This is a genomic window from Pseudomonas sp. M5, assembly GCF_016907075.1.
In the GTDB taxonomy this organism is placed as follows: domain Bacteria; phylum Pseudomonadota; class Gammaproteobacteria; order Pseudomonadales; family Pseudomonadaceae; genus Aquipseudomonas; species Aquipseudomonas putida_E.
Window position 1 is genome coordinate 1941577 of record NZ_JAFBBH010000001.1, and the last position, 19508, is coordinate 1961084.

At 63.2% G+C, this 19508-nt stretch carries 20 protein-coding genes; 8 read left to right on the forward strand and 12 right to left on the reverse strand.

Annotated elements, in window-relative coordinates; genetic code table 11:
* Nucleotides 1-30 precede the first annotated feature (30 nt).
* From JOE27_RS08715 to JOE27_RS08735, 5 genes are all read left to right on the forward strand, one after another.
* Complete coding sequence (locus JOE27_RS08715) at nucleotides 31-1305, forward strand: glycerate kinase (protein ID WP_115274206.1); 1275 nt, start codon at nucleotides 31-33, stop codon at nucleotides 1303-1305.
* Nucleotides 1302-2717: a pyruvate kinase gene (pyk, locus tag JOE27_RS08720; RefSeq protein WP_125924714.1), complete on the forward strand. Its 1416-nt coding sequence runs from the start codon at nucleotides 1302-1304 to the stop codon at nucleotides 2715-2717. The genes JOE27_RS08715 and pyk overlap by 4 nt, the downstream gene beginning before the upstream one ends.
* Before the next feature lie 190 nt (nucleotides 2718-2907).
* Nucleotides 2908-3777, forward strand: coding sequence for an urea transporter (locus JOE27_RS08725; RefSeq protein WP_115274204.1), 870 nt, complete (start codon nucleotides 2908-2910; stop codon nucleotides 3775-3777).
* 45 nt (nucleotides 3778-3822) lie between these two features.
* Nucleotides 3823-4647: an ion transporter gene (locus tag JOE27_RS08730; RefSeq protein WP_046785318.1), complete on the forward strand. Its 825-nt coding sequence runs from the start codon at nucleotides 3823-3825 to the stop codon at nucleotides 4645-4647.
* An 88-nt stretch (nucleotides 4648-4735) separates the two neighbouring features.
* Nucleotides 4736-5734 carry a sulfate ABC transporter substrate-binding protein gene (locus JOE27_RS08735; RefSeq protein ID WP_204918542.1) on the forward strand — a complete coding sequence of 333 codons (999 nt, stop codon included), beginning with the start codon at nucleotides 4736-4738 and terminating at the stop codon, nucleotides 5732-5734.
* Between the two features lie 57 nt (nucleotides 5735-5791).
* On the opposite strand, the gene JOE27_RS08740 is transcribed toward JOE27_RS08735, so the two are convergent.
* Nucleotides 5792-6727 (reverse strand): class I SAM-dependent methyltransferase, encoded by a 936-nt coding sequence (locus tag JOE27_RS08740; RefSeq protein ID WP_204918544.1) that lies wholly within the window; start codon nucleotides 6725-6727, stop codon nucleotides 5792-5794.
* Between the two features lie 98 nt (nucleotides 6728-6825).
* Nucleotides 6826-7722 (reverse strand): DMT family transporter, encoded by an 897-nt coding sequence (locus JOE27_RS08745; RefSeq protein ID WP_204918546.1) that lies wholly within the window; start codon nucleotides 7720-7722, stop codon nucleotides 6826-6828.
* Nucleotides 7723-7855: 133 nt separating this feature from the next.
* On the opposite strand from JOE27_RS08745, the gene JOE27_RS08750 reads away from it, so the two are divergent.
* The 3 genes from JOE27_RS08750 (at nucleotide 7856) to JOE27_RS08760 (ending at nucleotide 11021) form a co-directional block, all read left to right on the forward strand.
* Complete coding sequence (locus tag JOE27_RS08750; RefSeq protein WP_039603292.1) at nucleotides 7856-8293, forward strand: Lrp/AsnC family transcriptional regulator; 438 nt, start codon at nucleotides 7856-7858, stop codon at nucleotides 8291-8293.
* Between the two features lie 450 nt (nucleotides 8294-8743).
* Nucleotides 8744-10276: an NCS1 family nucleobase:cation symporter-1 gene (locus tag JOE27_RS08755; protein WP_204918548.1), complete on the forward strand. Its 1533-nt coding sequence runs from the start codon at nucleotides 8744-8746 to the stop codon at nucleotides 10274-10276.
* Between the two features lie 16 nt (nucleotides 10277-10292).
* Nucleotides 10293-11021, forward strand: coding sequence for an aspartate/glutamate racemase family protein (locus tag JOE27_RS08760; RefSeq protein WP_119687529.1), 729 nt, complete (start codon nucleotides 10293-10295; stop codon nucleotides 11019-11021).
* Nucleotides 11022-11143: 122 nt separating this feature from the next.
* On the opposite strand, the gene JOE27_RS08765 is transcribed toward JOE27_RS08760, so the two are convergent.
* From JOE27_RS08765 to JOE27_RS08810, 10 genes are all read right to left on the reverse strand, one after another.
* Complete coding sequence (locus JOE27_RS08765) at nucleotides 11144-11806, reverse strand: hypothetical protein (protein ID WP_046785324.1); 663 nt, start codon at nucleotides 11804-11806, stop codon at nucleotides 11144-11146.
* Nucleotides 11807-12017: 211 nt separating this feature from the next.
* Nucleotides 12018-12356, reverse strand: a complete 339-nt coding sequence (locus JOE27_RS08770; protein WP_046785325.1) for an FKBP-type peptidyl-prolyl cis-trans isomerase — start codon at nucleotides 12354-12356, stop codon at nucleotides 12018-12020.
* 72 nt (nucleotides 12357-12428) lie between these two features.
* Nucleotides 12429-12836 (reverse strand): GFA family protein, encoded by a 408-nt coding sequence (locus tag JOE27_RS08775; protein ID WP_119687530.1) that lies wholly within the window; start codon nucleotides 12834-12836, stop codon nucleotides 12429-12431.
* A 177-nt stretch (nucleotides 12837-13013) separates the two neighbouring features.
* Nucleotides 13014-13802: a PhzF family phenazine biosynthesis protein gene (locus JOE27_RS08780; RefSeq protein WP_204918550.1), complete on the reverse strand. Its 789-nt coding sequence runs from the start codon at nucleotides 13800-13802 to the stop codon at nucleotides 13014-13016.
* A 51-nt stretch (nucleotides 13803-13853) separates the two neighbouring features.
* A complete protein-coding gene (locus JOE27_RS08785; protein WP_204918552.1) occupies nucleotides 13854-14792 on the reverse strand; it encodes a 2-hydroxyacid dehydrogenase in 939 nt (312 codons plus the stop codon).
* 115 nt (nucleotides 14793-14907) lie between these two features.
* Nucleotides 14908-15327, reverse strand: coding sequence for a lipoprotein (locus JOE27_RS08790; protein ID WP_039601243.1), 420 nt, complete (start codon nucleotides 15325-15327; stop codon nucleotides 14908-14910).
* 12 nt (nucleotides 15328-15339) lie between these two features.
* Entirely contained in the window at nucleotides 15340-16530 is a 1191-nt protein-coding gene (ccmI, locus tag JOE27_RS08795) for a c-type cytochrome biogenesis protein CcmI (protein ID WP_046785329.1), read from the reverse strand.
* Nucleotides 16523-16999 (reverse strand): cytochrome c-type biogenesis protein, encoded by a 477-nt coding sequence (locus tag JOE27_RS08800; protein WP_161872769.1) that lies wholly within the window; start codon nucleotides 16997-16999, stop codon nucleotides 16523-16525. The genes ccmI and JOE27_RS08800 overlap by 8 nt, the downstream gene beginning before the upstream one ends.
* On the reverse strand, nucleotides 16996-17532 hold the full coding sequence (locus JOE27_RS08805; RefSeq protein ID WP_012315479.1) for a DsbE family thiol:disulfide interchange protein: 537 nt from the start codon (nucleotides 17530-17532) through the stop codon (nucleotides 16996-16998). Before JOE27_RS08805 ends, JOE27_RS08800 begins: the two co-directional genes overlap by 4 nt.
* Nucleotides 17529-19502: a heme lyase CcmF/NrfE family subunit gene (locus JOE27_RS08810; RefSeq protein ID WP_174142120.1), complete on the reverse strand. Its 1974-nt coding sequence runs from the start codon at nucleotides 19500-19502 to the stop codon at nucleotides 17529-17531. The genes JOE27_RS08805 and JOE27_RS08810 overlap by 4 nt, the downstream gene beginning before the upstream one ends.
* Nucleotides 19503-19508: the final 6 nt, after the last annotated feature.

The following is a 19508-nucleotide window of genomic DNA, read 5'->3' on the forward strand; positions in this document are numbered from 1 at the left end:
CTGCAGAACAACAATAATTGGGAGCCTGCCATGTCGGTCGATCCGCAAAAACTTCTCCGCGACCTGTTCGACACAGCCATCGCTGCCGCCCACCCCCGTCAAGTCCTCGAACCCTACCTGCCCGCCGACCGTAGCGGCCGGGTCATCGTCATCGGCGCCGGCAAAGCCGCAGCGGCCATGGCCGAAGTGGTCGAGAAGAGCTGGCAGGGTGAAGTGTCCGGGCTGGTGGTCACACGTTACGGTCATGGCGCCAACTGCCAGAAGATCGAAGTGGTCGAAGCCGCCCACCCGGTCCCCGACGCCGCTGGCCTGGCCGTGGCCAAACGTGTGCTGGAACTGGTCAGCGACCTGAACGAAGACGACCGCGTCATCTTCCTGCTCTCTGGCGGTGGTTCGGCCCTGCTGGCGCTGCCAGCCGAAGGCCTGACCCTGGCCGACAAGCAACAGATCAACAAGGCGCTGCTCAAATCCGGTGCCACCATCGGCGAGATGAACTGCGTGCGCAAGCACCTCTCGGCGATCAAGGGCGGCCGCCTGGCCAAAGCCTGCTGGCCCGCCACTGTCTACACCTATGCCATTTCCGATGTGCCCGGCGACCTGGCTACGGTCATCGCCTCCGGCCCCACCGTGGCCGACCCGAGCACCTCGGCCGACGCCCTGGCGATCCTCAAGCGCTACAACATCGAAGCGCCCAAGGCCGTCATCGACTGGCTCAACAACCCCGCCTCGGAAACCGTCAAGGCCGATGACCCGGCCCTGGCCCGCAGCCACTTCCAACTGATCGCCAAGCCCCAGCAATCGCTTGAAGCCGCTGCAGTGCAAGCCCGCCAGGCCGGCTTCAGCCCGCTGATCCTCGGCGACCTGGAAGGTGAATCGCGCGAAGTGGCCAAGGTGCATGCCGGTATCACCCGGCAGATCGTCCAGCACGGGCAGCCGCTCAAAGCACCTTGCGTGATCCTTTCTGGCGGCGAAACCACCGTCACCGTACGCGGCAATGGCCGTGGCGGGCGCAATGCGGAGTTTTTGCTCAGCCTCACCGAAAGCCTGAAGGGCCTGCCGGGCGTGTACGCCCTGGCTGGTGATACCGACGGCATCGACGGCTCGGAAGAAAACGCCGGCGCCTTCATGACGCCAGCCAGCTTCGCCCGCGCCGAGGCACTGGGCCTGTCGGCCAGTGACGAGCTGGACAACAACAACGGCTACGGCTATTTCGCCGCACTCGATGCGCTGATCGTCACTGAGCCGACCCGCACCAACGTCAACGACTTCCGCGCCATCCTGATCCTTGAGACTGCACAATCATGACGCCTGATAAAAAAGTCAAAATCCTCGCCACCCTCGGCCCTGCGATCAATGGCATCGACGATATCCGCCAGCTGGTAGAAGCCGGGGTGAACATCTTCCGCCTCAACTTCAGCCATGGCGAACACGCCGACCACGCCCTGCGCTACCAGTGGATCCGCGAGGTCGAGCAGCAACTGAACTACCCACTGGGCATCCTCATGGACTTGCAGGGGCCCAAGCTGCGCGTTGGCCGCTTTGCCGAAGGCAAGGTGCAGCTGCAACGCGGCCAGGCGCTGCGCCTGGACCTGGACAAGGCCCCGGGTGACAGCCGCCGGGTCAACCTGCCGCACCCGGAGATCATCGCCGCGCTGGAGCCCGGCATGGACCTGCTGCTGGACGACGGCAAGCTGCGCCTGCGGGTGACCGCCAAGCACAGCGATGCCATCGACACCGAAGTGCTGGCCGGTGGCGAGCTGTCCGACCGCAAGGGTGTCAACGTGCCGCAAGCGGTGCTTGACCTCTCCCCGCTCACCGAAAAGGACCGCCGCGACCTGGCCTTCGGCCTGGAACTGGGCGTGGACTGGGTGGCGCTGTCGTTCGTGCAACGCCCCGAAGACATCCTTGAGGCCCGCCAGCTGATCGGCGACCGTGCCTACCTGATGGCCAAGATCGAAAAGCCGTCGGCCGTGGAGCAGCTGCAGGCGATTGCCGAACTGTCCGATGCAATCATGGTGGCGCGTGGCGACCTGGGTGTGGAAGTGCCGGCCGAGAGCGTGCCGCAGATCCAGAAACGCATCATCGGCACCTGCCGCCAGCTGGGTAAACCGGTGGTGGTGGCCACGCAGATGCTCGAATCCATGCGTTTCTCGCCAGCCCCGACCCGCGCCGAAGTCACCGACGTCGCCAATGCCGTTGCCGAAGGTGCCGATGCGGTGATGCTGTCGGCCGAGACCGCCTCGGGTGACTACCCACTGGAAGCCGTGCAGATGATGAGCAAGATCATCCGCCAGGTGGAGAACGGCCCGGATTACCAGGCCCAGCTCGACGTTGGCCGGCCCAAAGCTGAAGCCACCGTGTCGGACGCCATCAGCTGCGCGATCCGCCGGATCAGCGGCATCCTGCCGGTGGCGGTGCTGGTCAACTACAGCGAGTCGGGGGCTTCGACCCTGCGCGCCGCACGCGAGCGGCCACGGGCACCGATCCTCAACCTGACGCCGAACCTGGTCACTGCCCGCCGCTTGAGCGTGACCTGGGGCGTGCACTCGGTGGTCAATGACCGTTTGCGCCAGGTAGATGAGGTGGTCTCCACCGCACTGGAAATTGCCCAGGCCCAAGGCATGGCCAGCCGTGGTGACACATTGCTGATCACTGCCGGTGTGCCGTTCGGCAAGCCAGGCTCGACCAACAGCCTGCGGATCGAGACCTTGGTCTGAGATTGCCGGGGGCGCTTTGCGCCCCTTTCGCGACACAAGGCCGCTCCTACCGGCGAACGCGAAACCCTGTAGGAGCGGCCTTGCGTCGCGAAAGGAGGGCAAAGCCCTCCCCTTGCCCCCAACAACAGACACGCGGAAAACCGAGGCCCAAAGAGGCCCACCGCTCTTCCATCAACCTTACCGACTGCCCATGTACACCAAAAATTTTGTCAACCCGTGCCCCGACTGGGCCACGGCGCTACTCAACGGCTTCAGCCAGGTACTGCTGCTGCGCAGCCCCCTGTGCGGCCTGTGCTGCCTGCTGGCCATCCTGCTGACCGCCCCCGACCTGGTCGGCGGTGCCCTGCTCGGCGCCCTCGCCGGCCTGCTCACCGCACAGCGCCGCGGCTATGACCGCGCCGACCGCCAGGCCGGGCTTTACTGCTATAACGGCGTGCTGATCGGCATCCTGATCTGCGCGGTACTGCCCTGGTCGGCAATCATGCCGCCGCTGATCATCGCTGCCGGTGGGCTGTCCAGCATCATTACCCACCAGTGGCGCAAGCGCGGGGGCAAACTGCTGATCGCCTACACCGCCCCTTTCGTGCTGCTGGGTTGGGGCACACTGCTGCTCGCCAGCCCCTCACCCAGCGGCTTCGTCGAAGCCGACCCTCTGTATGCTCTGGCGCGGGGCGTAGGCCAGATTTTCCTGCTCGACCAGCCATTGGCCGGGTTGCTGATCATCTTAGGCATGTTCATCGCCAACCCCTATGCCGCGATGTGGGCGGTGATCGGCTCGGCCATCGGTGGCAGCGTAGCCTTGTTTGCCGAAGCGCAATCTGCCTGGCTGGGTCTGTACGGCTTCAACGCGGCACTGGCGGCGCTGGCCTTCAGCAGGCAGGGTGAAAAGCCTTGGGTGACCCTGCTGGCGATTGCCCTGGCTCTACTGCTGCAACCGCTGTTCAAGCTGCTACCGGTGCCCGGCCTGACCGCCCCGTTCGTCGCCGCCTGCTGGCTGATGCACTTGGGCAGCCACCTGGCCCAGCCCAGGCAGCGCAATGCCAGGCGCTTGCACAGCTGAAACGCAACCCCTAGGCTCAGCCCATCGCTTTTGTGGAACGAGCCCATGAACAACCCTGCGAGCCTGCGCGAACGGCTCTACGTCATCGTATTCCAGACCGACACCGTCGCCGGCCGGCGCTTCGACAAGACCCTCCTGCTGATCATCCTGGCCAGCTTGGTCACGGTGATCCTCGACAGCATCGACGAGATTCACCAGAACTACGCAGGCCTGCTGGCCGGTATCGAATGGGGCTTCACCGCGATCTTCCTGGCCGAGTACATCACCCGCCTTTACTGCTCGCCCAAGCCCATGCGCTACGCCTTCAGCTTCTACGGCCTGGTCGACCTGCTGGCGATCGTGCCGGGGATCATCGCCCTGTACTACAGCGACGCGCAGTACCTGCTGATCATCCGGGTGATCCGCATGCTGCGGATTTTCCGTGTGCTCAAGCTCGGCCAGTACCTGAACCAAGCGAATTACCTGATGGCGGCACTGCGTGGCAGCAAGCAGAAGATCATCGTGTTTCTGCTCAGCGTGTCGACCCTGGTCACTGTGTTCGGCACCTTGATGTATGTGATCGAGGGCCCCGAGCACGGCTTTACCAGCATCCCCAAAGGCATCTACTGGGCCATTGTCACGCTCACGACCGTGGGCTTTGGCGATATCGTGCCGAAAACACCGCTGGGCCAGGTACTGTCCTCACTGGTGATGATCACCGGTTATTCGATCATTGCCGTGCCCACAGGGATTTTCACCGCCGAACTGGCCAATGCCATGCGCGCCGAACAGTTGCAGCACGACTGCCCAAGGTGCAGCAAAAAGGCCCATGAACACGGCGCTGCATTTTGCTCGCGCTGCGGTAACCTGCTGTTCCCGAAAACAGAATAAGCAAAGAGCCATTTGGTCTTTAGTCGTTCAATAACGAAACGCTATAGTCGCGCATAAGTTACCAAACACTCCGGAACAAGGACGCATCGTGAAAAAACTCTTCACTGCTTCGCTGCTGGCCGCCGGCCTGGCGTACGGCACCCTCGCTCAGGCCGCTCCGACCCTGCTCAACGTTTCCTACGACGTGATGCGCGACTTCTACAAGGATTACAACCCAGCGTTCCAGAAACACTGGGAAGCCGAGCACGACGAGAAGGTCAACGTGCAGATGTCCTTCGGCGGTTCGAGCAAACAGGCACGTGCAGTGATCGATGGCCTGCCGGCCGATGTCATCACCATGAACATGGCCACCGACATCAATGCGCTGGCCGATATCGGCAAGCTGGTGCCGGACAATTGGGTTACACGCCTGCCCAACAACAGCGCCCCGTTCACCTCGGCCACTGTGTTCATCGTGCGCAAGGGCAACCCCAAGGCACTCAAAGACTGGCCTGACCTGCTCAAGGATGGTGTACAGGTCATCGTGCCCAACCCCAAGACGTCAGGTAACGGGCGCTATACCTACCTGTCGGCCTGGGGTTATGTGCTCAAGCAGGGCGGTGACGAGAACAAGGCCAAGGACTTCGTCGGCAAGCTGTTCAAACAGGCACCGGTACTCGATACCGGTGGCCGCGCCGCGACCACGACCTTCATGACCAACCAGATCGGCGATGTGCTGGTGACCTTCGAGAACGAAGCCGAAATGATCGCCCGCGAATTCGGCCGCGACCAGTTCGAAGTGGTCTACCCGAGCGTGTCGGCCGAAGCCGAACCACCGGTGAGTGTGGTCGACAAAGTGGTAGCGAAGAAGGGTACCCAGGCCGTGGCCGAGGAATACCTCAAGTACCTGTGGTCGCCGGCAGCCCAGGAAATCGCCGCACAGAACTACCTGCGTCCGCGTGATGCAACCGTACTGGCCAAGTACACCGACCGCTTCCCGAAGGTCGACTTCCTGTCGGTGGAGAAAACCTTCGGTGACTGGCGCACCGTGCAGAAGACCCACTTCAACGATGGTGGGGTGTTCGACCAGATCTATACCGGTCAGTAATTGAGTTCTACCTTCACTTGTGCGCCACCATTGCGCCCAAGTGAAGGTTCCCCAGCATCAGGCTGGTGATTTACTGCGGAATACCAAGGCCTTCAAGCCCCCCGCCGGATCGGCATCCGGAAACTCCGGCGGGTTGTCCAAGCGCTCGACAAAGGCCAACGCCGGGGCCTGCTCAGCCATGCCCTCGATCAGAAACTCCGGCCCGATCGCCGGATCATTCACGCACGCCAGCACAGTCCCACCCTCGGTCAGCAACTCTGGCAAGCGCCGCAAGATCTTCGCGTAATCCTGGGTCAGCACGAAACTGCCACGCTGGAAGGTTGGCGGGTCGATGATGATCAAATCGTAGGGTCCGTACTTGCGCACCTTGCCCCACGACTTGAACAGTTCATGCCCCAGGTACGCCACCCGCGATGCATCGTGGCCATTGAGGCGATGATTGTCTCTGCCACGGGACAGCGCCGACTTGGCCATGTCCAGGTTCACCACCTGCTCGGCGCCCCCGGCAATCGCTGCCACCGAGAAGCCGCAGGTGTAGGCGAACAGGTTCAGCACGCGCTTGCCCGCCGCCTGCTCACGCACCCAGCGTCGGCCGTAGCGCATGTCGAGAAACAGGCCGTTGTTCTGCCGCACGCCCAGGTCGAGCAGATAGGTCAGGCCATCTTCGACCACCTCGCGCTGCTGGCACGGCTCGCCCCACAACCACTGGCCCGGGCTGTCCGGCAGGTAACGGTGCTGGATGAGGATCGCTTGGCTGGCCCACTGTGGACGCTCGGCGAAGTTGCGCAGCATGGCCTCTAGCTCTGCCAGCTGGCCTTCGGGTGGCTCACGGAACAACGCTACCGACAGCACGCCCTGCAGCCAGTCGACGGTGACCTGCTCCAGCCCCGGCCAGCAACGGCCGCGACCATGGAACAGGCGGCGGGTTTCCTGCGGGGCGGGGTCGAGGGCGGTGAGCAGATGCTGTTCGAGGGTGTGGATCGGCGAAGTCATGGCGGGTCGCAAGCAGATAAAAGGGAGCATTCTACCCCGCGAGGCCGCTGCGCGCCCTATCGCCGGCTTGTTCGGCGATAGGTCATACAGCATCCTCACTAGCCTTTGGCAATGATCGGCGCCGAACGGAACCACCACCCTTGCTGCATGCCCGCCGCCGCCAGCAAGATCAGCGCCACACCGAGCCACTGCAGTGGCGCCAGGCGGTGCCCGAAGGCCACCCAGTCGACCAGGATCGCGGCAATCGGGTAGATGAATGAAAGGGCACCGGTCAATGCCGTGGGCAGGCGCTGGATGGCGCTGTACAGCAGCACGTACATCAGCCCCGTGTGCACCATGCCCAAGGTCACAAGGCTGGCCAACGCCGAAGGCTCGCCAGGCAACCCACCCAGCTTGACCCACGGCGCCAGCAGCATTACGCCGGTCGCTACCTGGATCAAGGCAATGAGGTGCGGCGGCGTGCCGTTCAGGCGCTTGATGATCAACGCGGCAGTGGCATACAGAAACGCCGCCCCCAGCGCCAGCGCAATGCCCATCAGGTACTCTTCACCGCTGCCCTGCCCTGTGCCATGGGCGCTCACGATGGCCAGCATGCCAAGGAACGCCACGCTCAGCCAGGTGACCTTGGCCACAGTGATCTTCTCGCCCAGAAACACTGCCGCCAGCCCCACCAGCAGGAACGGCTGCACGTTGTACACCGCTGTGCCGATGGCGATCGACGCCCGCGAATAGGAAGCGAACAGCAACACCCAGTTGCCGACGATGGCCACGCCGCTGGCAATTGCCAAGAGGAAGGCCGTGCGGCTGATCACACCGGGCTTGAGGACCCCGAACGCCGCGCAGATCACCAGCAACGTGCCGGTACCGAACACGCAACGCCAGAACACCACGTCCAGCACCGGCTGCCCGGATACCAGCACGAACCAGCCGATAGTCCCGGAAATCAGCATGGCAGCGACCATTTCCAGCGAGCCACGGCGCAACGAACTGTCCATCTCAAACCTCCCATTGATGATGGCCACAGTATGCAGAGGCTCTCGATCAACCTACCAGCGGATAACCAAGGCAAAATGGCCAGTGCGCCTTTACTATCAAGGGAAAATCTCTCCTTAACCTAATGAGGCGTATATGACCGATGCCATCGACCAACTCCTGATCAACGCCCTGATGGAAGATTCCCGCCGCTCACTGAAAGCACTGGCGCAGATCAGTGGCCTTTCTGCACCCAGCGTCAGCGAGCGCCTGCGCCGTCTGGAGGAGCGCGGCGTGCTGCGGGGTTACACCGTGGATGTCGATGCGCGCAGCTTTGGTTACCAATTGCAGGCCATCGTGCGCATTCGCCCGCTGCCGGGGCAGTTGCAGGAGGTGGAACGGCAGATTGTCGCGATTCCCGAGTTCACCGAGTGCGACAAGGTAACGGGCGAGGATTGCTTCATTGCCCGGCTGCATGTGCGGTCGATGGAACAGCTCGACGCCCTGCTTGACCGTATCAATGTGCTAGCTGACACCAACACGGCGATCATCAAGAAGAGCCCGGTAAAGCGGCGCTTGCCGCCTATGGACTGAGGCGCCTGGAAAACCTGACCCACCTCTGTACACACAAATGTCACCTTAGGTGCCATTTTTGTGTGCATAAGTGCTAGCAATGCCCCATTACGTTACACAGTTCGCGCAACTAAATCTGACCAAATGATCAACTAATTATTCAAACAAAAAATTAAACCTGTTCAATTGGTCAATTTATAGTTTCTTTAATTCATCAACTTAGCTTTCAGAGAGACAGATTCAAGATAGTGATAACTCGAAGTACGGTTTATGGGTGGCATGGAACTCGCTTTTGTGTGTTCGTGTTTTGTATACAAGTTAAACAAAACATAAATACACAAGAACCCGCGACGCCGCCCCAAACCGGCCGCCGCGCCCAGAACCCAGTGATGCCAACGCTGCACTGACGAGATGGCGAGCCCGTGCGCATGCCCGCTCATCGCAGTCCATGTGCATCAGGAGCCTGCCGGAATGAGTACCAGCCTCGACCTTGCCCCTGAACTATCCGTCGCCAGCACCAACCCTTCTTCCTCCCTGGCCGGCCATGCGCCACAACTTGAACTGAGCCCGCGCCTGCATAACCGCGACCTTGCCCCGACGCGCATAGAGGGCCGCCGCTGGGGGCGCTACAGCATCTTCGCGCTGTGGACCAACGATGTGCACAACATTGCCAACTACTCATTCGCCATGGGCTTGTTCGCCCTGGGCCTGGGCGGCTGGCAGATACTCTTGTCATTGGCGATCGGCGCCGCGCTGGTGTACTTCTTCATGAACCTGTCCGGCTACATGGGGCAGAAGACCGGCGTGCCGTTCCCGGTGATCAGCCGCATCGCCTTCGGCATCCATGGCGCGCAGATCCCTGCGCTGATCCGTGCAGTGATTGCCATCGCCTGGTTCGGCATCCAGACCTACCTGGCCTCTGTAGTGCTGCGCGTGCTACTCACGGCCGTGTGGCCGCAACTCGCCAGCTATGACCAGGACAGCATCCTCGGCCTGTCGAGCCTGGGCTGGGTGTGCTTCGTGGCGATCTGGCTGGTGCAACTGGTGATCCTCGCCTACGGCATGGAGATGGTGCGCCGCTACGAGGCATTCGCCGGCCCGGTGATCCTGCTGACCGTGGCCAGCCTGGCGGTGTTCATGTACTTCAAGGCCGATGCGCGCATCGCCTGGTCGGTGGCCGAGCCGCTGACCGGTTACGAGATGTGGCGCAACATATTCGCCGGCGGCGCGCTGTGGCTGGCGATCTACGGCACCCTGGTGCTCAACTTCTGCGACTTCGCCCGTTCCTCGCCGTGCCGCAAGACCATCCGCGTAGGCAACTTCTGGGGCCTGCCGGTGAACATCCTGGTCTTCGCGGTCATCACCGTGGTGCTGTGCGGCGCACAGTTCCAGATCAATGGCCAGATCATCGACAGCCCGACCCAGATCGTTGCCAGCATCCCCAACACCGCTTTCCTGGTGCTCGGTTGCCTGGCCTTCCTGATCGTCACCGTTGCGGTGAACATCATGGCCAACTTCGTCGCCCCGGCCTTCGTGCTGAGCAACCTGGCGCCGCGGCACCTGAACTTTCGCCGCGCGGGGTTGATCAGCGCCACCCTCGCCGTGTTGATCCTGCCATGGAACCTCTACAACAGCCCGCTGGTGATCGTCTACTTCCTGTCCGGCCTGGGCGCCCTGCTGGGCCCACTGTACGGGGTGATCATGGCCGACTACTGGCTGCTGCGCAAAGGCTGCATCAACGTGCCGGAGCTGTACAGCGAACACCCGGCCGGGGCCTACCACTACAGCAAGGGCATCAACCTGCGGGCGGTCGCCGCGTTCCTGCCGGCCGCGCTGCTGGCCATCGTCCTGGCGCTGGTGCCCAACTTCCATGCCATCGCGCCTTTTTCCTGGCTGATCGGTGCCGGCATCGCCGCTGCGCTGTACCTGCTGATCGCCCCGCGCAACCGCCATTACGCTGATGTCAGCGGCGAATGCATCGCCGTCGACCACAGCAGCCACTGATCAAGGAGCAGTGTTCATGCGTATTCTGATCGCCAACGTCAACACCACCGAAGCCATCACCGAGGCCATCGCCGAACAGGCCCGCAGCGTGGCGTCGCCCGGCACGCAGATCATCGGTCTGACCCCATGGTTCGGTGCCGAGTCGGTGGAGGGCAATTTCGAGAGCTACCTGGCCGCCATTGCCGTGATGGACCGCGTGCTGGCCTACGAGGGCCCGTACGATGCCGTGATCCAGGCCGGCTACGGCGAACATGGCCGCGAAGGTCTGCAGGAACTGCTGAACGTGCCGGTGGTGGACATCACAGATGCCGCCGCCAGCACTGCGATGTACCTGGGCCACGCCTACTCGGTGGTGACCACCCTGGACCGTACCGTGCCACTTATCGAAGACCGCCTGAAGCTTTCGGGGCTATACGACCGCTGCGCCTCGGTGCGCGCCAGTGGCCTGGCCGTGCTGGAACTGGAGGCAGACCCGCAGCGTGCGGTACAGGCCATCGTCGAACAGGCCGAACGGGCGGTGCGCGAAGACAAGGCCGAGGTGATCTGCCTTGGCTGTGGCGGCATGGCCGGGCTGGACGAGCAGATTCGCCAACGTACCGGGGTGCCGGTGGTCGATGGCGTGAGCGCGGCGGTGACCATTGCCGAATCGTTGGTGCGGATGGGGCTGAGCACGTCCAAGGTGCGGACCTATGCCACCCCGCGGGCGAAGAAAGTGGTGGGCTGGCCGATGCGGTTCGGGCGGTAAAGCCTCAGGGGTCTTCGCCGGCCCTATCGCCGGCAAGCCGGCTCACACAGGTTGCCCCGCTGCTCTCAAATTCAGCTCAACCCAGTGGGAGTCGGCTTGCTTGCCAAGACAGTAACAGCAGATCAGGTCGGACAGCTATGCGCACCGCCATCCAGGCCCTGGCGTATGTTGCGGCTGAGCAGGCTGGCCTTGCCGTCGCGCCAGGTCAAGGTCAGAACATACAGGGTGTCGAAGTCATCGCCCTGCCAATCTTCGGTGATCACCCGGTCCTCACCCAGCGCCTTGCCGGCGACAGTATTGATCAGCTCCGGCAGGTAACCATGGGACCAGGCAGTGTAGACGGTGGCGTTGCGGTACTTGCCACTGAGCAATTCATCGGCTAGCTCATCGGTGTCGTTTGCACCGTAATCGATATTCACCGGCAGGCCGAGACGTATCGCACTCGGGGTGATGGTCATCAGTGGCCGGATGTAGCTGTAGCTCTGGTCACTGCTGCCTTCCTCGACCTCTCGTGTCGGGTTGGCTGCGAAGACGAAATCGGCGTTGCCGAAGCGCTCGGGCAGCAGCGTGGCCAGGTCCAATGCACGGTTGAGGCCTTGACAGTTCAACTGCCCCAACCCTTCGCCGGGTTTCTCGGCATGGCGCAGAAACACCAGGGTCTGGGTGCCATCGACCGGTTGAGCGCGGCTTTCGACCACTTCCAGTGCCAAGGGCACCGCCGCAGCGACGAGTGCGAGGCTCAGCAGCAGGTGGCGACTACGGCGAACAAACGGTGGCAACTTCATGTAGGCAGGCTCTTGTGGCAGACAGTTTCGGGTCGACCCGCCACATTGCCCTGAGGCTCAAGCCGCAAGGCATCCTTGTAGTGAATGCCATCCCTGGCCAACGAGTAGGGGTCAGAGTGCCCTCAACGCGTTTGGTTCCTCCCTGGGCAAGACTTACGTTAAGGCATACATGTTGCCGAATTATTTAAAGCCTGCCGGCCGCATCCGACACTCAGTCATCCCGTGTCAACACCTCGAGCAATTCGATCTCGAACGTCAGGTCTGAATTCGGCGGGATCGCGCCCACGCTACGTTCGCCATAACCAAGGTGCGCCGGCACCTGCAGCGTGCGTTTGCCCCCCACGCGCATGCCCATCAGGCCTAGGTCCCAGCCCTTGATCACGCGGCCCGTGCCAATCACGCACTGGAACGGTTTGCCGCGCGACCAGGACGAGTCGAACTCGCTGCCATCGGCCAGCCAGCCGGTGTACTGGGTGGTGATCAGGGCGCCTTTGACGGCGGCCTTGCCGTCGCCTTCGACGAGGTCGGTGATTTGCAGTTCGCTGCTCATGGGCATGCTCCAACGCTGAAATTCAAGGCCGCCCTTTTCTCAGGAATGCACGGATTTGGCAAGCCGCCAGGCTCAACCCAACTGCTCGAAGGCTTGCTGTCCAGTCAATTCCTTGGTTTGGTTGGCAAAGCAGTACCAGGCAGGTTTCTGCTCGACGAATATCTGCAGGTCGAAATCCCAAGCCTCATCGCCGTCCAGCAGGCCCACCGGCACCGCGTAGAAATCGTTGGCCTTGAGCCGGTAATACAGGTGAGTGCCGCAGCGCCCGCAAAAGCCGCGCTGGGCCCAGTCGGATGAATCGTAGACGCCGGGCGAACGCCCTTCGATGACCGGCGGCTGGCTGCAGTGAACGACCAGCAACGGCCCACCGGTCCACTTGCGGCACATGCTGCAATGGCAGGCACTGATATGGGTGTTGTCGAGGGTGACCGTGAGCTTCGTGGCGCCGCACAGGCAGGTGCCTTGTTTCTCCATGACCATGGGGTGCTCCATTAGCGAGGATTGGGCCCGCAATTATAGATGCCAGGTAGGAGCGGCCTTGTGTCGCGATCAGGCCGCAACGCGGCCTCTCGAGTTACGCAATCATCATTAAACCAGGGGGCTGCTTTGCAGCCCATCGCGACACAAGGCCGCTCCTACAGTGGACTACACAAACGTCTAGATGTAGACAGTACCGCGCAGGTACAACGCCGCCCGCCCGCTGATGATCACTCGGCCATTACCTGGCACCTCACAGTGCAGCTGGCCCTTGCGCGCGCCGCCCTGCTCGCAGGTCAGGGTGCGCTTGCCCAACCGCTGCGCCCACAAAGGCGCAAGCGAGGTGTGCGCAGAACCTGTGACCGGGTCTTCGTTGACACCGACTCGCGGGCCGAACCAGCGCGTGACGAAATCGTATCCGCGCCCGGGCGCGGTCACGGCGATGCCACGCACATCGAAGGCCGACAAGGCGACGAAGTCAGGCTGCAGCGGGTCCAAAAGCGAGGCGTCATCGATCATCACGACATAGTCGTCGGACTGATACACCGCACTCGCCCCGCTCAACCCCAGCGCCTTCAGCAAACCGGCGGGCGCCTCGACGGCCAGCGGCTGCTTGGCCGGGAAGTCCATGGCCAGCAAGCCGTCGGCCCCGCGGCTAACCCGCAATTCACCGCTGCGGGTGTTGAAGCGCAGTACTTCTGCCTGCTCGCCCAACTGCTCGAACAGCACATAGGCCGACGCCAAAGTGGCATGGCCACACAGCTCGACCTCCACCGCCGGGGTGAACCAGCGCAGGTCGAAGTTTTCGCCATTGCGCACGAAATAGGCGGTTTCGGAGAGGTTGTTCTCTTCGGCGATACGCTGCAGCACGTCATCAGGCAGCCAGCTTTCAAGCGCGATCACTGCTGCCGGGTTGCCACCGAACGGTTCGGCGGAAAAGGCATCGACCTGGAAGATCTCGAGTTGCATGCGAACACTCCTTGTGGCCCGGGCAGCGCCGGGCAGAAACTTAAACGAAGGTTACGGATGGACTGGTGTGAGTACCGGTTCGCCGGCAAAGAAGGCCTGTAGATTGCGCAGGACCAAGGCCACCGTGTCGCGCGCCGCTTCAGGGGATTGCCCGGCCACATGCGGGGTGAGCACCGTATTGCCGAGGGCCTTGAGGGCATCGGGCACGGCCGGTTCGTCATCGAACACATCAAGTGCTGCACCCGCAAGTTGCCCGCGCTGCAGCGCGCCAACCAGGGCCTGGGTATCCACCACGCTGGCACGGGCGATGTTCACCAAATAGCCCTCGGGGCCCAAAGCCTCGAGCACCCGAGCATCGACCAGATGGTGCGTATTGGCACCGCCTGGGGTGGCCACGACCAGAATGTCGACGGCATCGGCCAGGTGCAACGGGCTGTCGTACCAGGTGTAAGGCACGCCCTGGCGCGGCGTGCGGCTGTGGTAGCTGATGTTCATGTCGAAGCCGAGGCTGGCACGTTTGGCGATAGCCAGGCCAACTGCGCCCAGGCCGAGGATGCCGAGGCGCTTGCCACTAACCGAGGGGCTGATGACCCGGTGCCACTCGCCGCGGCGGATACCGGTATCGGCGCGGGGAATGTCGCGCAGCAGGGTCAGCAGCATCGCCAGGGTGTGGTCGGCCACGGCGGCGGCATTGGCACCCGCGCCGTTGGTGACGGTAATGCCACGGGCAGCGGCGGCGGCCAGGTCGACGTGTTCGTAACCGGCGCCGATCACGCAGATGATCTGCAAGTTGGGCAACGCTTGGATTTCCACAGCGGTCAGGCCCAGCGGGCCGCGGGTAAGCACCGCATCGATCTCAGCGCCTTGGCGCTGGATGGCGTCGGCACGCAGTGGCGCGGACGGTGCACGGATCAGCCGGTAGCCGGCCTGTTCGAGCAGGGGCAGGTAATCATCGACGGTTTCCACCAAAACCAGGACTGTCTTGCTCATGCACCCCTCCGGCTCAAATTCGAAGGGGCATTATGCGGAGTCGGCGGGCGGTACAGTCAATCTGTAAATCGCGGGTCAACTGTACTGTATCGGTTGGCCGAAAACGGCAAAACCATTACTGAGCGAACGCCCGGCCCAGCCCACCGGGTACACCACTGCTGTCGGTCTCCTGCCACGGGCCATCCGGGCTCAAAGACCAGCTCCAGCCATTGTCATAACGGTAGTAGGTGCGCTGCCGATAGAACGTATTGGGCTTCTTCTCCAATACATAAACACCCAGTTTCGGATCCCAATGGCTGGCGCCCCCCGGCGGCGGTGCAAAGCTTGCGGAGGTCCGCGGCATCGGTTTGGGGGTCGCTGCCGGTTTGCTCGGCTGCGTGGCCGGTTGGCCGCCAGGCAGTGGCTTGACCACCGGCCCCTTGTGCGGCGGCACCGTTTCGATCGGTGGCGCCGGCTGTTCGTACGGCTCGCGCACCGTACACGCAGACAAACCCAGGGCCAGGGTGATCAGGGTCAGGCGGACGGCGTTTCGCATGGCAGGGTTCTCTTACGGGTCGGGGCTGTCGATGGTCAGGAGCTGGGTGGCCTGGGTCTTGCTGGGCAGCGGTGCGCCCTGGCCGATCCACTCACCATGGGTGGGCTGGCCTGCGCGCGATACCCTTGCAACCAGTTGGACTTCGGCGAAGTCGGACAGTTTCATCTGCGGCATCATCGCATCGGCGTCAGACAATTCTACCTCCAGCGGCAATTGGGCAACGGTCACCCGTTTGGCCGCCAGCGGCATGGGCGGGCCGCTGGTGGCGCGGGCGAAGATGAACACAGTGTCGTCGGGCTTGACCTTGTCCTTGAGCGCCGGTGCAAGCTCTACCCGCACCTTCAGGCGTGCCGCCACCGGGGTCTCGGGCTTGCCGGTATTGCCACCCAGGCGCTCTGCCGCACGGTCGATGCCGCCTTGCAAAGCCGCCCGCGAGGCATCGCCTTCAGGCAACTGCGCCAGCAGGCGGTTCCAGTAGTCGATGGCTTCCTGGTAGCGCTCGCCCTCAAAGGCCGCAATGCCGCGCAGGCCAAGGCTGGTCACTTCGTTCGGGTCGGCCTTGAGCGCCTCGTCGGTCAGCGCCTGCACCTGTGCGCTCCACTGCTTGTTGGCAGCGAAATACAGGGCCTGGGCCCATTGGCCGAGCAATTCGGGCTGGCGACCGGCCAGGGCCACGGCGCGCTCGTAGGCCTTGGCCGCATCTGCCGGGCGCTGCTCGGCCATGTAGGCGCGGCCCAGGAAATACAGGCCTTCGGCCGAATCCGGCTGAGCCTGGACGGCGCGCTCAAGGCGCGTGGTCATTTCTTCCATCGTCTTGGGCGCAGCAGCGAACTCCTGAGTCAGCTCCACTTTGTCCGCAGCACCAAAGTGCAGATACAGACCAAGCGCCACCACCGGCACCAGTACTGCGGCCAGCAGTGGCAGCACCTTGCCCAGGTGCCCCTGGCGCGGCGCTTCGGCGCCTTCGGTGTCCGCCAGCAGTTCACGGGCGGCCTCATCGCGGCCGCTGGCCAGTTGCGCGTCATCCAGCACACCGGCGGCCTGTTGGGCAGCCAGTTCGGCGACACGTTCCTGATACAGCGCCACGTTCAGCGCAGTACGGTCTTCTTCCTGCTGCTGGCGACGGCCACGCAGGGTCGGGATCAGCAGAAAGCCGAGGGCGGCGAGCAGCAGCAGGCCCGCACCAAGCCAGAATTCAGTCATGGTTCTGTTCTTTATCCAGCAGTTTGGCGAGACGCTCGCGTTCTTCGAGAGACAACTCGTGCGAGCCTTGGGTAGCCGGCACACGGCGGCGGCGGACAATCACCGCCAGCACCGCAAAGCCACCGACCAGCAGAATGCCCGGGCCGAACCAGAGCAGCCAGGTACGCCCAGTGAGGGCAGGCTTGTAGCGCACGAAGTCGCCATAGCGGTCGACCATGAAGTCGACGATCTGCTGATTGCTCTTGCCTTCGCCCAGCATGCGGAAGATCTCGCGGCGCAGGTCGGCGGCAATCGGTGCGTTGGAGTCGGCGATATCCTGGTTCTGGCACTTGGGGCAGCGCAGTTCCTTGGTCAGTTGCTGATAACGCTCACGCTCGGCGTCGTCGCGGAACTGGTAGGTATCGATGGCCGCCCTGGCCATGCCGGCAACACTCAAACCCAGTACTACGGCCGCAAGCCAGCGCCTCATGGCTTGGCCTCGTCGACCAGGCCCTGATACAGCGGTGCCAGTTGCTCGCGCCACACGGTGGCATCGACGACGCCCACATGCTTGTAGCGGATGATGCCCTTGGCGTCGATCAGGAAGGTTTCCGGCGCGCCATAGACGCCCAGGTCCAGGCCCAGGCTGCCCTGCTCGTCGCGAATATCCAGCTGGTACGGGTTGTGGAACTCGGCCAGCCACTTCAGGGCGGCAGCATTGTCGTCCTTGTAGTTGATGCCGTAGATCACCACGCCCTGCCCGGCAAGCTGGTTGAGGTAAGGGTGCTCGACCTTGCACGACGGGCACCAGGTGGCCCATACGTTGACCAGCGCCGGGCGGCCTTGCAGGTCGGCCTGGGTCAGGGTGCGATCGCCCTGGGTCGAGGCCAAGGAAAACGCCGGGAACGGCTTGCCGATCATTGCCGAGGGCAGCTCGTCGGGCTTGAGGAACAGGCCCTTGTAGAGGAAAACGGCCAACAGCAGGAATACCGCCAGTGGCACCACCATGATCCAACGCTTCATGCAGCTGCTCCAGACACGCCCAGGACATCACGCACCCGGGTCTTGACCTTGACGCGGTAGCGCCGGTCGAGGGCCGCCAGCAAACCGCCCAGGCCGGTCAGAAGACCGCCCAGCCAGATCCAGCGGACGTAAGGCTTGATATGCACGCGCACGGCCCAGGCGCCGTTGTCCAGCGGCTCGCCCAAGGCAACGTACAGGTCGCGGGTGAAACCGGCATCGATGCCGGCCTCGGTCATCATCGACTGCTGCACGGTATAGAGCCGCTTCTCGGGGTGCAGCGTGGTCACTTCACGGCCATCGCGGCTGACGACGACGGTACCCTTGTCGGAAATGAAGTTCGGCCCTTCGAAGTGCTTGGCGCCCTGGAACAGGAACTGATAACCACCCAGCTCCACGCTTTCACCCGGGGCCAGGCGCAGGTCACGCTCGGCACTGTTGTTGCTCGACAGCACCACGCCAAGGGCGCACACCGCAAGCCCCAAGTGCGCCAGCTGCATGCCCCAGTAGCTGCGCGTCAGGCCACGCACGCCTTTGGCCAGGCCCTTGTGGCGGGTCTTGTCGAAAATGTCGCGCAACCCGCTGAGCACTACCCAGGCTGCCAGGGCAAAAGCGGTAAGGGTCGGCCAGTCGAAGTCCTCGACGATGAACCCGGCCACTGGCGCCAGCACTGCGCTCGCGATCAGTACCGGCGTCATCATGCTCGCCAGCCACTTGCCTGGGGTGTCCTTCCAGCGCACCACCACACCGATGCCGAGCACCACCATCAGCAGTGCCATCAGCGGCAGGAACAAGGCATCGAAGTACGGCGGACCCACCGACAGCTTGGCCCCGGTCAGGGCATCGAGCACCAACGGGTAGAGGGTGCCGAGCAGGATCATCGAAGCCGCCACCACCAGCACCAGGTTGTTGGCCAGCAGCAGCGTCTCGCGCGACCACAGGGCAAAGCCCACCTGGCTTTTGACCACTGGGGCACGCAGGGCGAACAGGGTCAGCGAACCACCGACCACGAACAGCAGGAAGATCAGGATGAACACGCCACGTGAAGGGTCGGAGGCGAAGGCATGCACCGAGGTCAGCACGCCGGAACGCACCAGGAACGTCCCCAGCAGGCTCAGCGAGAACGCGGCAATCGCCAGCAGCACGGTCCAGCTCTTGAACACGCCGCGTTTTTCCGTCACCGCCAGCGAGTGGATCAGTGCCGTGCCCACCAGCCAAGGCATGAAAGAAGCGTTTTCCACCGGGTCCCAGAACCACCAGCCGCCCCAGCCCAGTTCGTAATAGGCCCACCAGGAGCCCAAGGTGATGCCCACGCCGAGAAACGCCCAGGCAATGATGGTCCAGGGCCGCGACCAGCGCGCCCACGCAGCATCCAGGCGCCCGCCCAGCAGCGCGGCGATGGCGAAGGCGAAGGCCACCGAAAAGCCCACATAACCCATGTACAGCATCGGCGGGTGAACGATCAGGCCAAAGTCCTGCAGCAGCGGGTTGAGGTCGCGGCCATCGGTCGGCACTTGCGGCAGCAAGCGCTGGAACGGGTTGGAGGTGATGATCAAAAAGCTCAGGAAGCCCACACTGATCATGCCCATCACCGCCAGCACCCGCGCCAGCATCACTTGCGGCAGCTGGCGCGAGAACACCGACACGGCGAAGGTCCAGCCACCGAGAATCAGCGCCCACAGCAGCAACGAGCCTTCGTGCGCGCCCCACACGGCACTGAACTTGTAGTACCAGGGCAAGGCGCTGTTGGAGTTGCTGGCCACGTACGCAACCGAGAAGTTGTCGGTCATGAAGGCGTGGGTCAGGCAAACGAAAGCAAAGGCCAGGAAGGCAAATTGGCCCCAGGCCGCCGGGCGTGCCAGGCTCATCCACAGGCTGTCGCCGCGCCAGGCGCCGAGCAACGGCACGGTCGCCTGCACAACGGCGAAACAGATCGCCAGGATCATCGCCAATTGGCCCAGTTCAGGGATCACCAACGC

Excerpts from the sequence above, each read along its gene's own strand:
- JOE27_RS08750 (WP_039603292.1), top strand. The coding sequence starts at position 7,856 with ATGACCGATGCCATCGACCAACTCCTGATCAACGCCCTGATGGAAGAT.
- JOE27_RS08775 (WP_119687530.1), bottom strand. The coding sequence starts at position 12,836 with ATGGTCATGGAGAAACAAGGCACCTGCCTGTGCGGCGCCACGAAGCTC.
- JOE27_RS08725 (WP_115274204.1), top strand. The coding sequence starts at position 2,908 with ATGTACACCAAAAATTTTGTCAACCCGTGCCCCGACTGGGCCACGGCG.
- JOE27_RS08755 (WP_204918548.1), top strand. The coding sequence starts at position 8,744 with ATGAGTACCAGCCTCGACCTTGCCCCTGAACTATCCGTCGCCAGCACC.
- JOE27_RS08790 (WP_039601243.1), bottom strand. The coding sequence starts at position 15,327 with ATGCGAAACGCCGTCCGCCTGACCCTGATCACCCTGGCCCTGGGTTTG.
- JOE27_RS08715 (WP_115274206.1), top strand. The coding sequence starts at position 31 with ATGTCGGTCGATCCGCAAAAACTTCTCCGCGACCTGTTCGACACAGCC.
- JOE27_RS08760 (WP_119687529.1), top strand. The coding sequence starts at position 10,293 with ATGCGTATTCTGATCGCCAACGTCAACACCACCGAAGCCATCACCGAG.
- ccmI (WP_046785329.1), bottom strand. The coding sequence starts at position 16,530 with ATGACTGAATTCTGGCTTGGTGCGGGCCTGCTGCTGCTCGCCGCCCTC.
- JOE27_RS08785 (WP_204918552.1), bottom strand. The coding sequence starts at position 14,792 with ATGAGCAAGACAGTCCTGGTTTTGGTGGAAACCGTCGATGATTACCTG.
- JOE27_RS08765 (WP_046785324.1), bottom strand. The coding sequence starts at position 11,806 with ATGAAGTTGCCACCGTTTGTTCGCCGTAGTCGCCACCTGCTGCTGAGC.
- JOE27_RS08730 (WP_046785318.1), top strand. The coding sequence starts at position 3,823 with ATGAACAACCCTGCGAGCCTGCGCGAACGGCTCTACGTCATCGTATTC.
- JOE27_RS08805 (WP_012315479.1), bottom strand. The coding sequence starts at position 17,532 with ATGAAGCGTTGGATCATGGTGGTGCCACTGGCGGTATTCCTGCTGTTG.
- pyk (WP_125924714.1), top strand. The coding sequence starts at position 1,302 with ATGACGCCTGATAAAAAAGTCAAAATCCTCGCCACCCTCGGCCCTGCG.
- JOE27_RS08745 (WP_204918546.1), bottom strand. The coding sequence starts at position 7,722 with ATGGACAGTTCGTTGCGCCGTGGCTCGCTGGAAATGGTCGCTGCCATG.
- JOE27_RS08770 (WP_046785325.1), bottom strand. The coding sequence starts at position 12,356 with ATGAGCAGCGAACTGCAAATCACCGACCTCGTCGAAGGCGACGGCAAG.
- JOE27_RS08800 (WP_161872769.1), bottom strand. The coding sequence starts at position 16,999 with ATGAGGCGCTGGCTTGCGGCCGTAGTACTGGGTTTGAGTGTTGCCGGC.
- JOE27_RS08740 (WP_204918544.1), bottom strand. The coding sequence starts at position 6,727 with ATGACTTCGCCGATCCACACCCTCGAACAGCATCTGCTCACCGCCCTC.
- JOE27_RS08780 (WP_204918550.1), bottom strand. The coding sequence starts at position 13,802 with ATGCAACTCGAGATCTTCCAGGTCGATGCCTTTTCCGCCGAACCGTTC.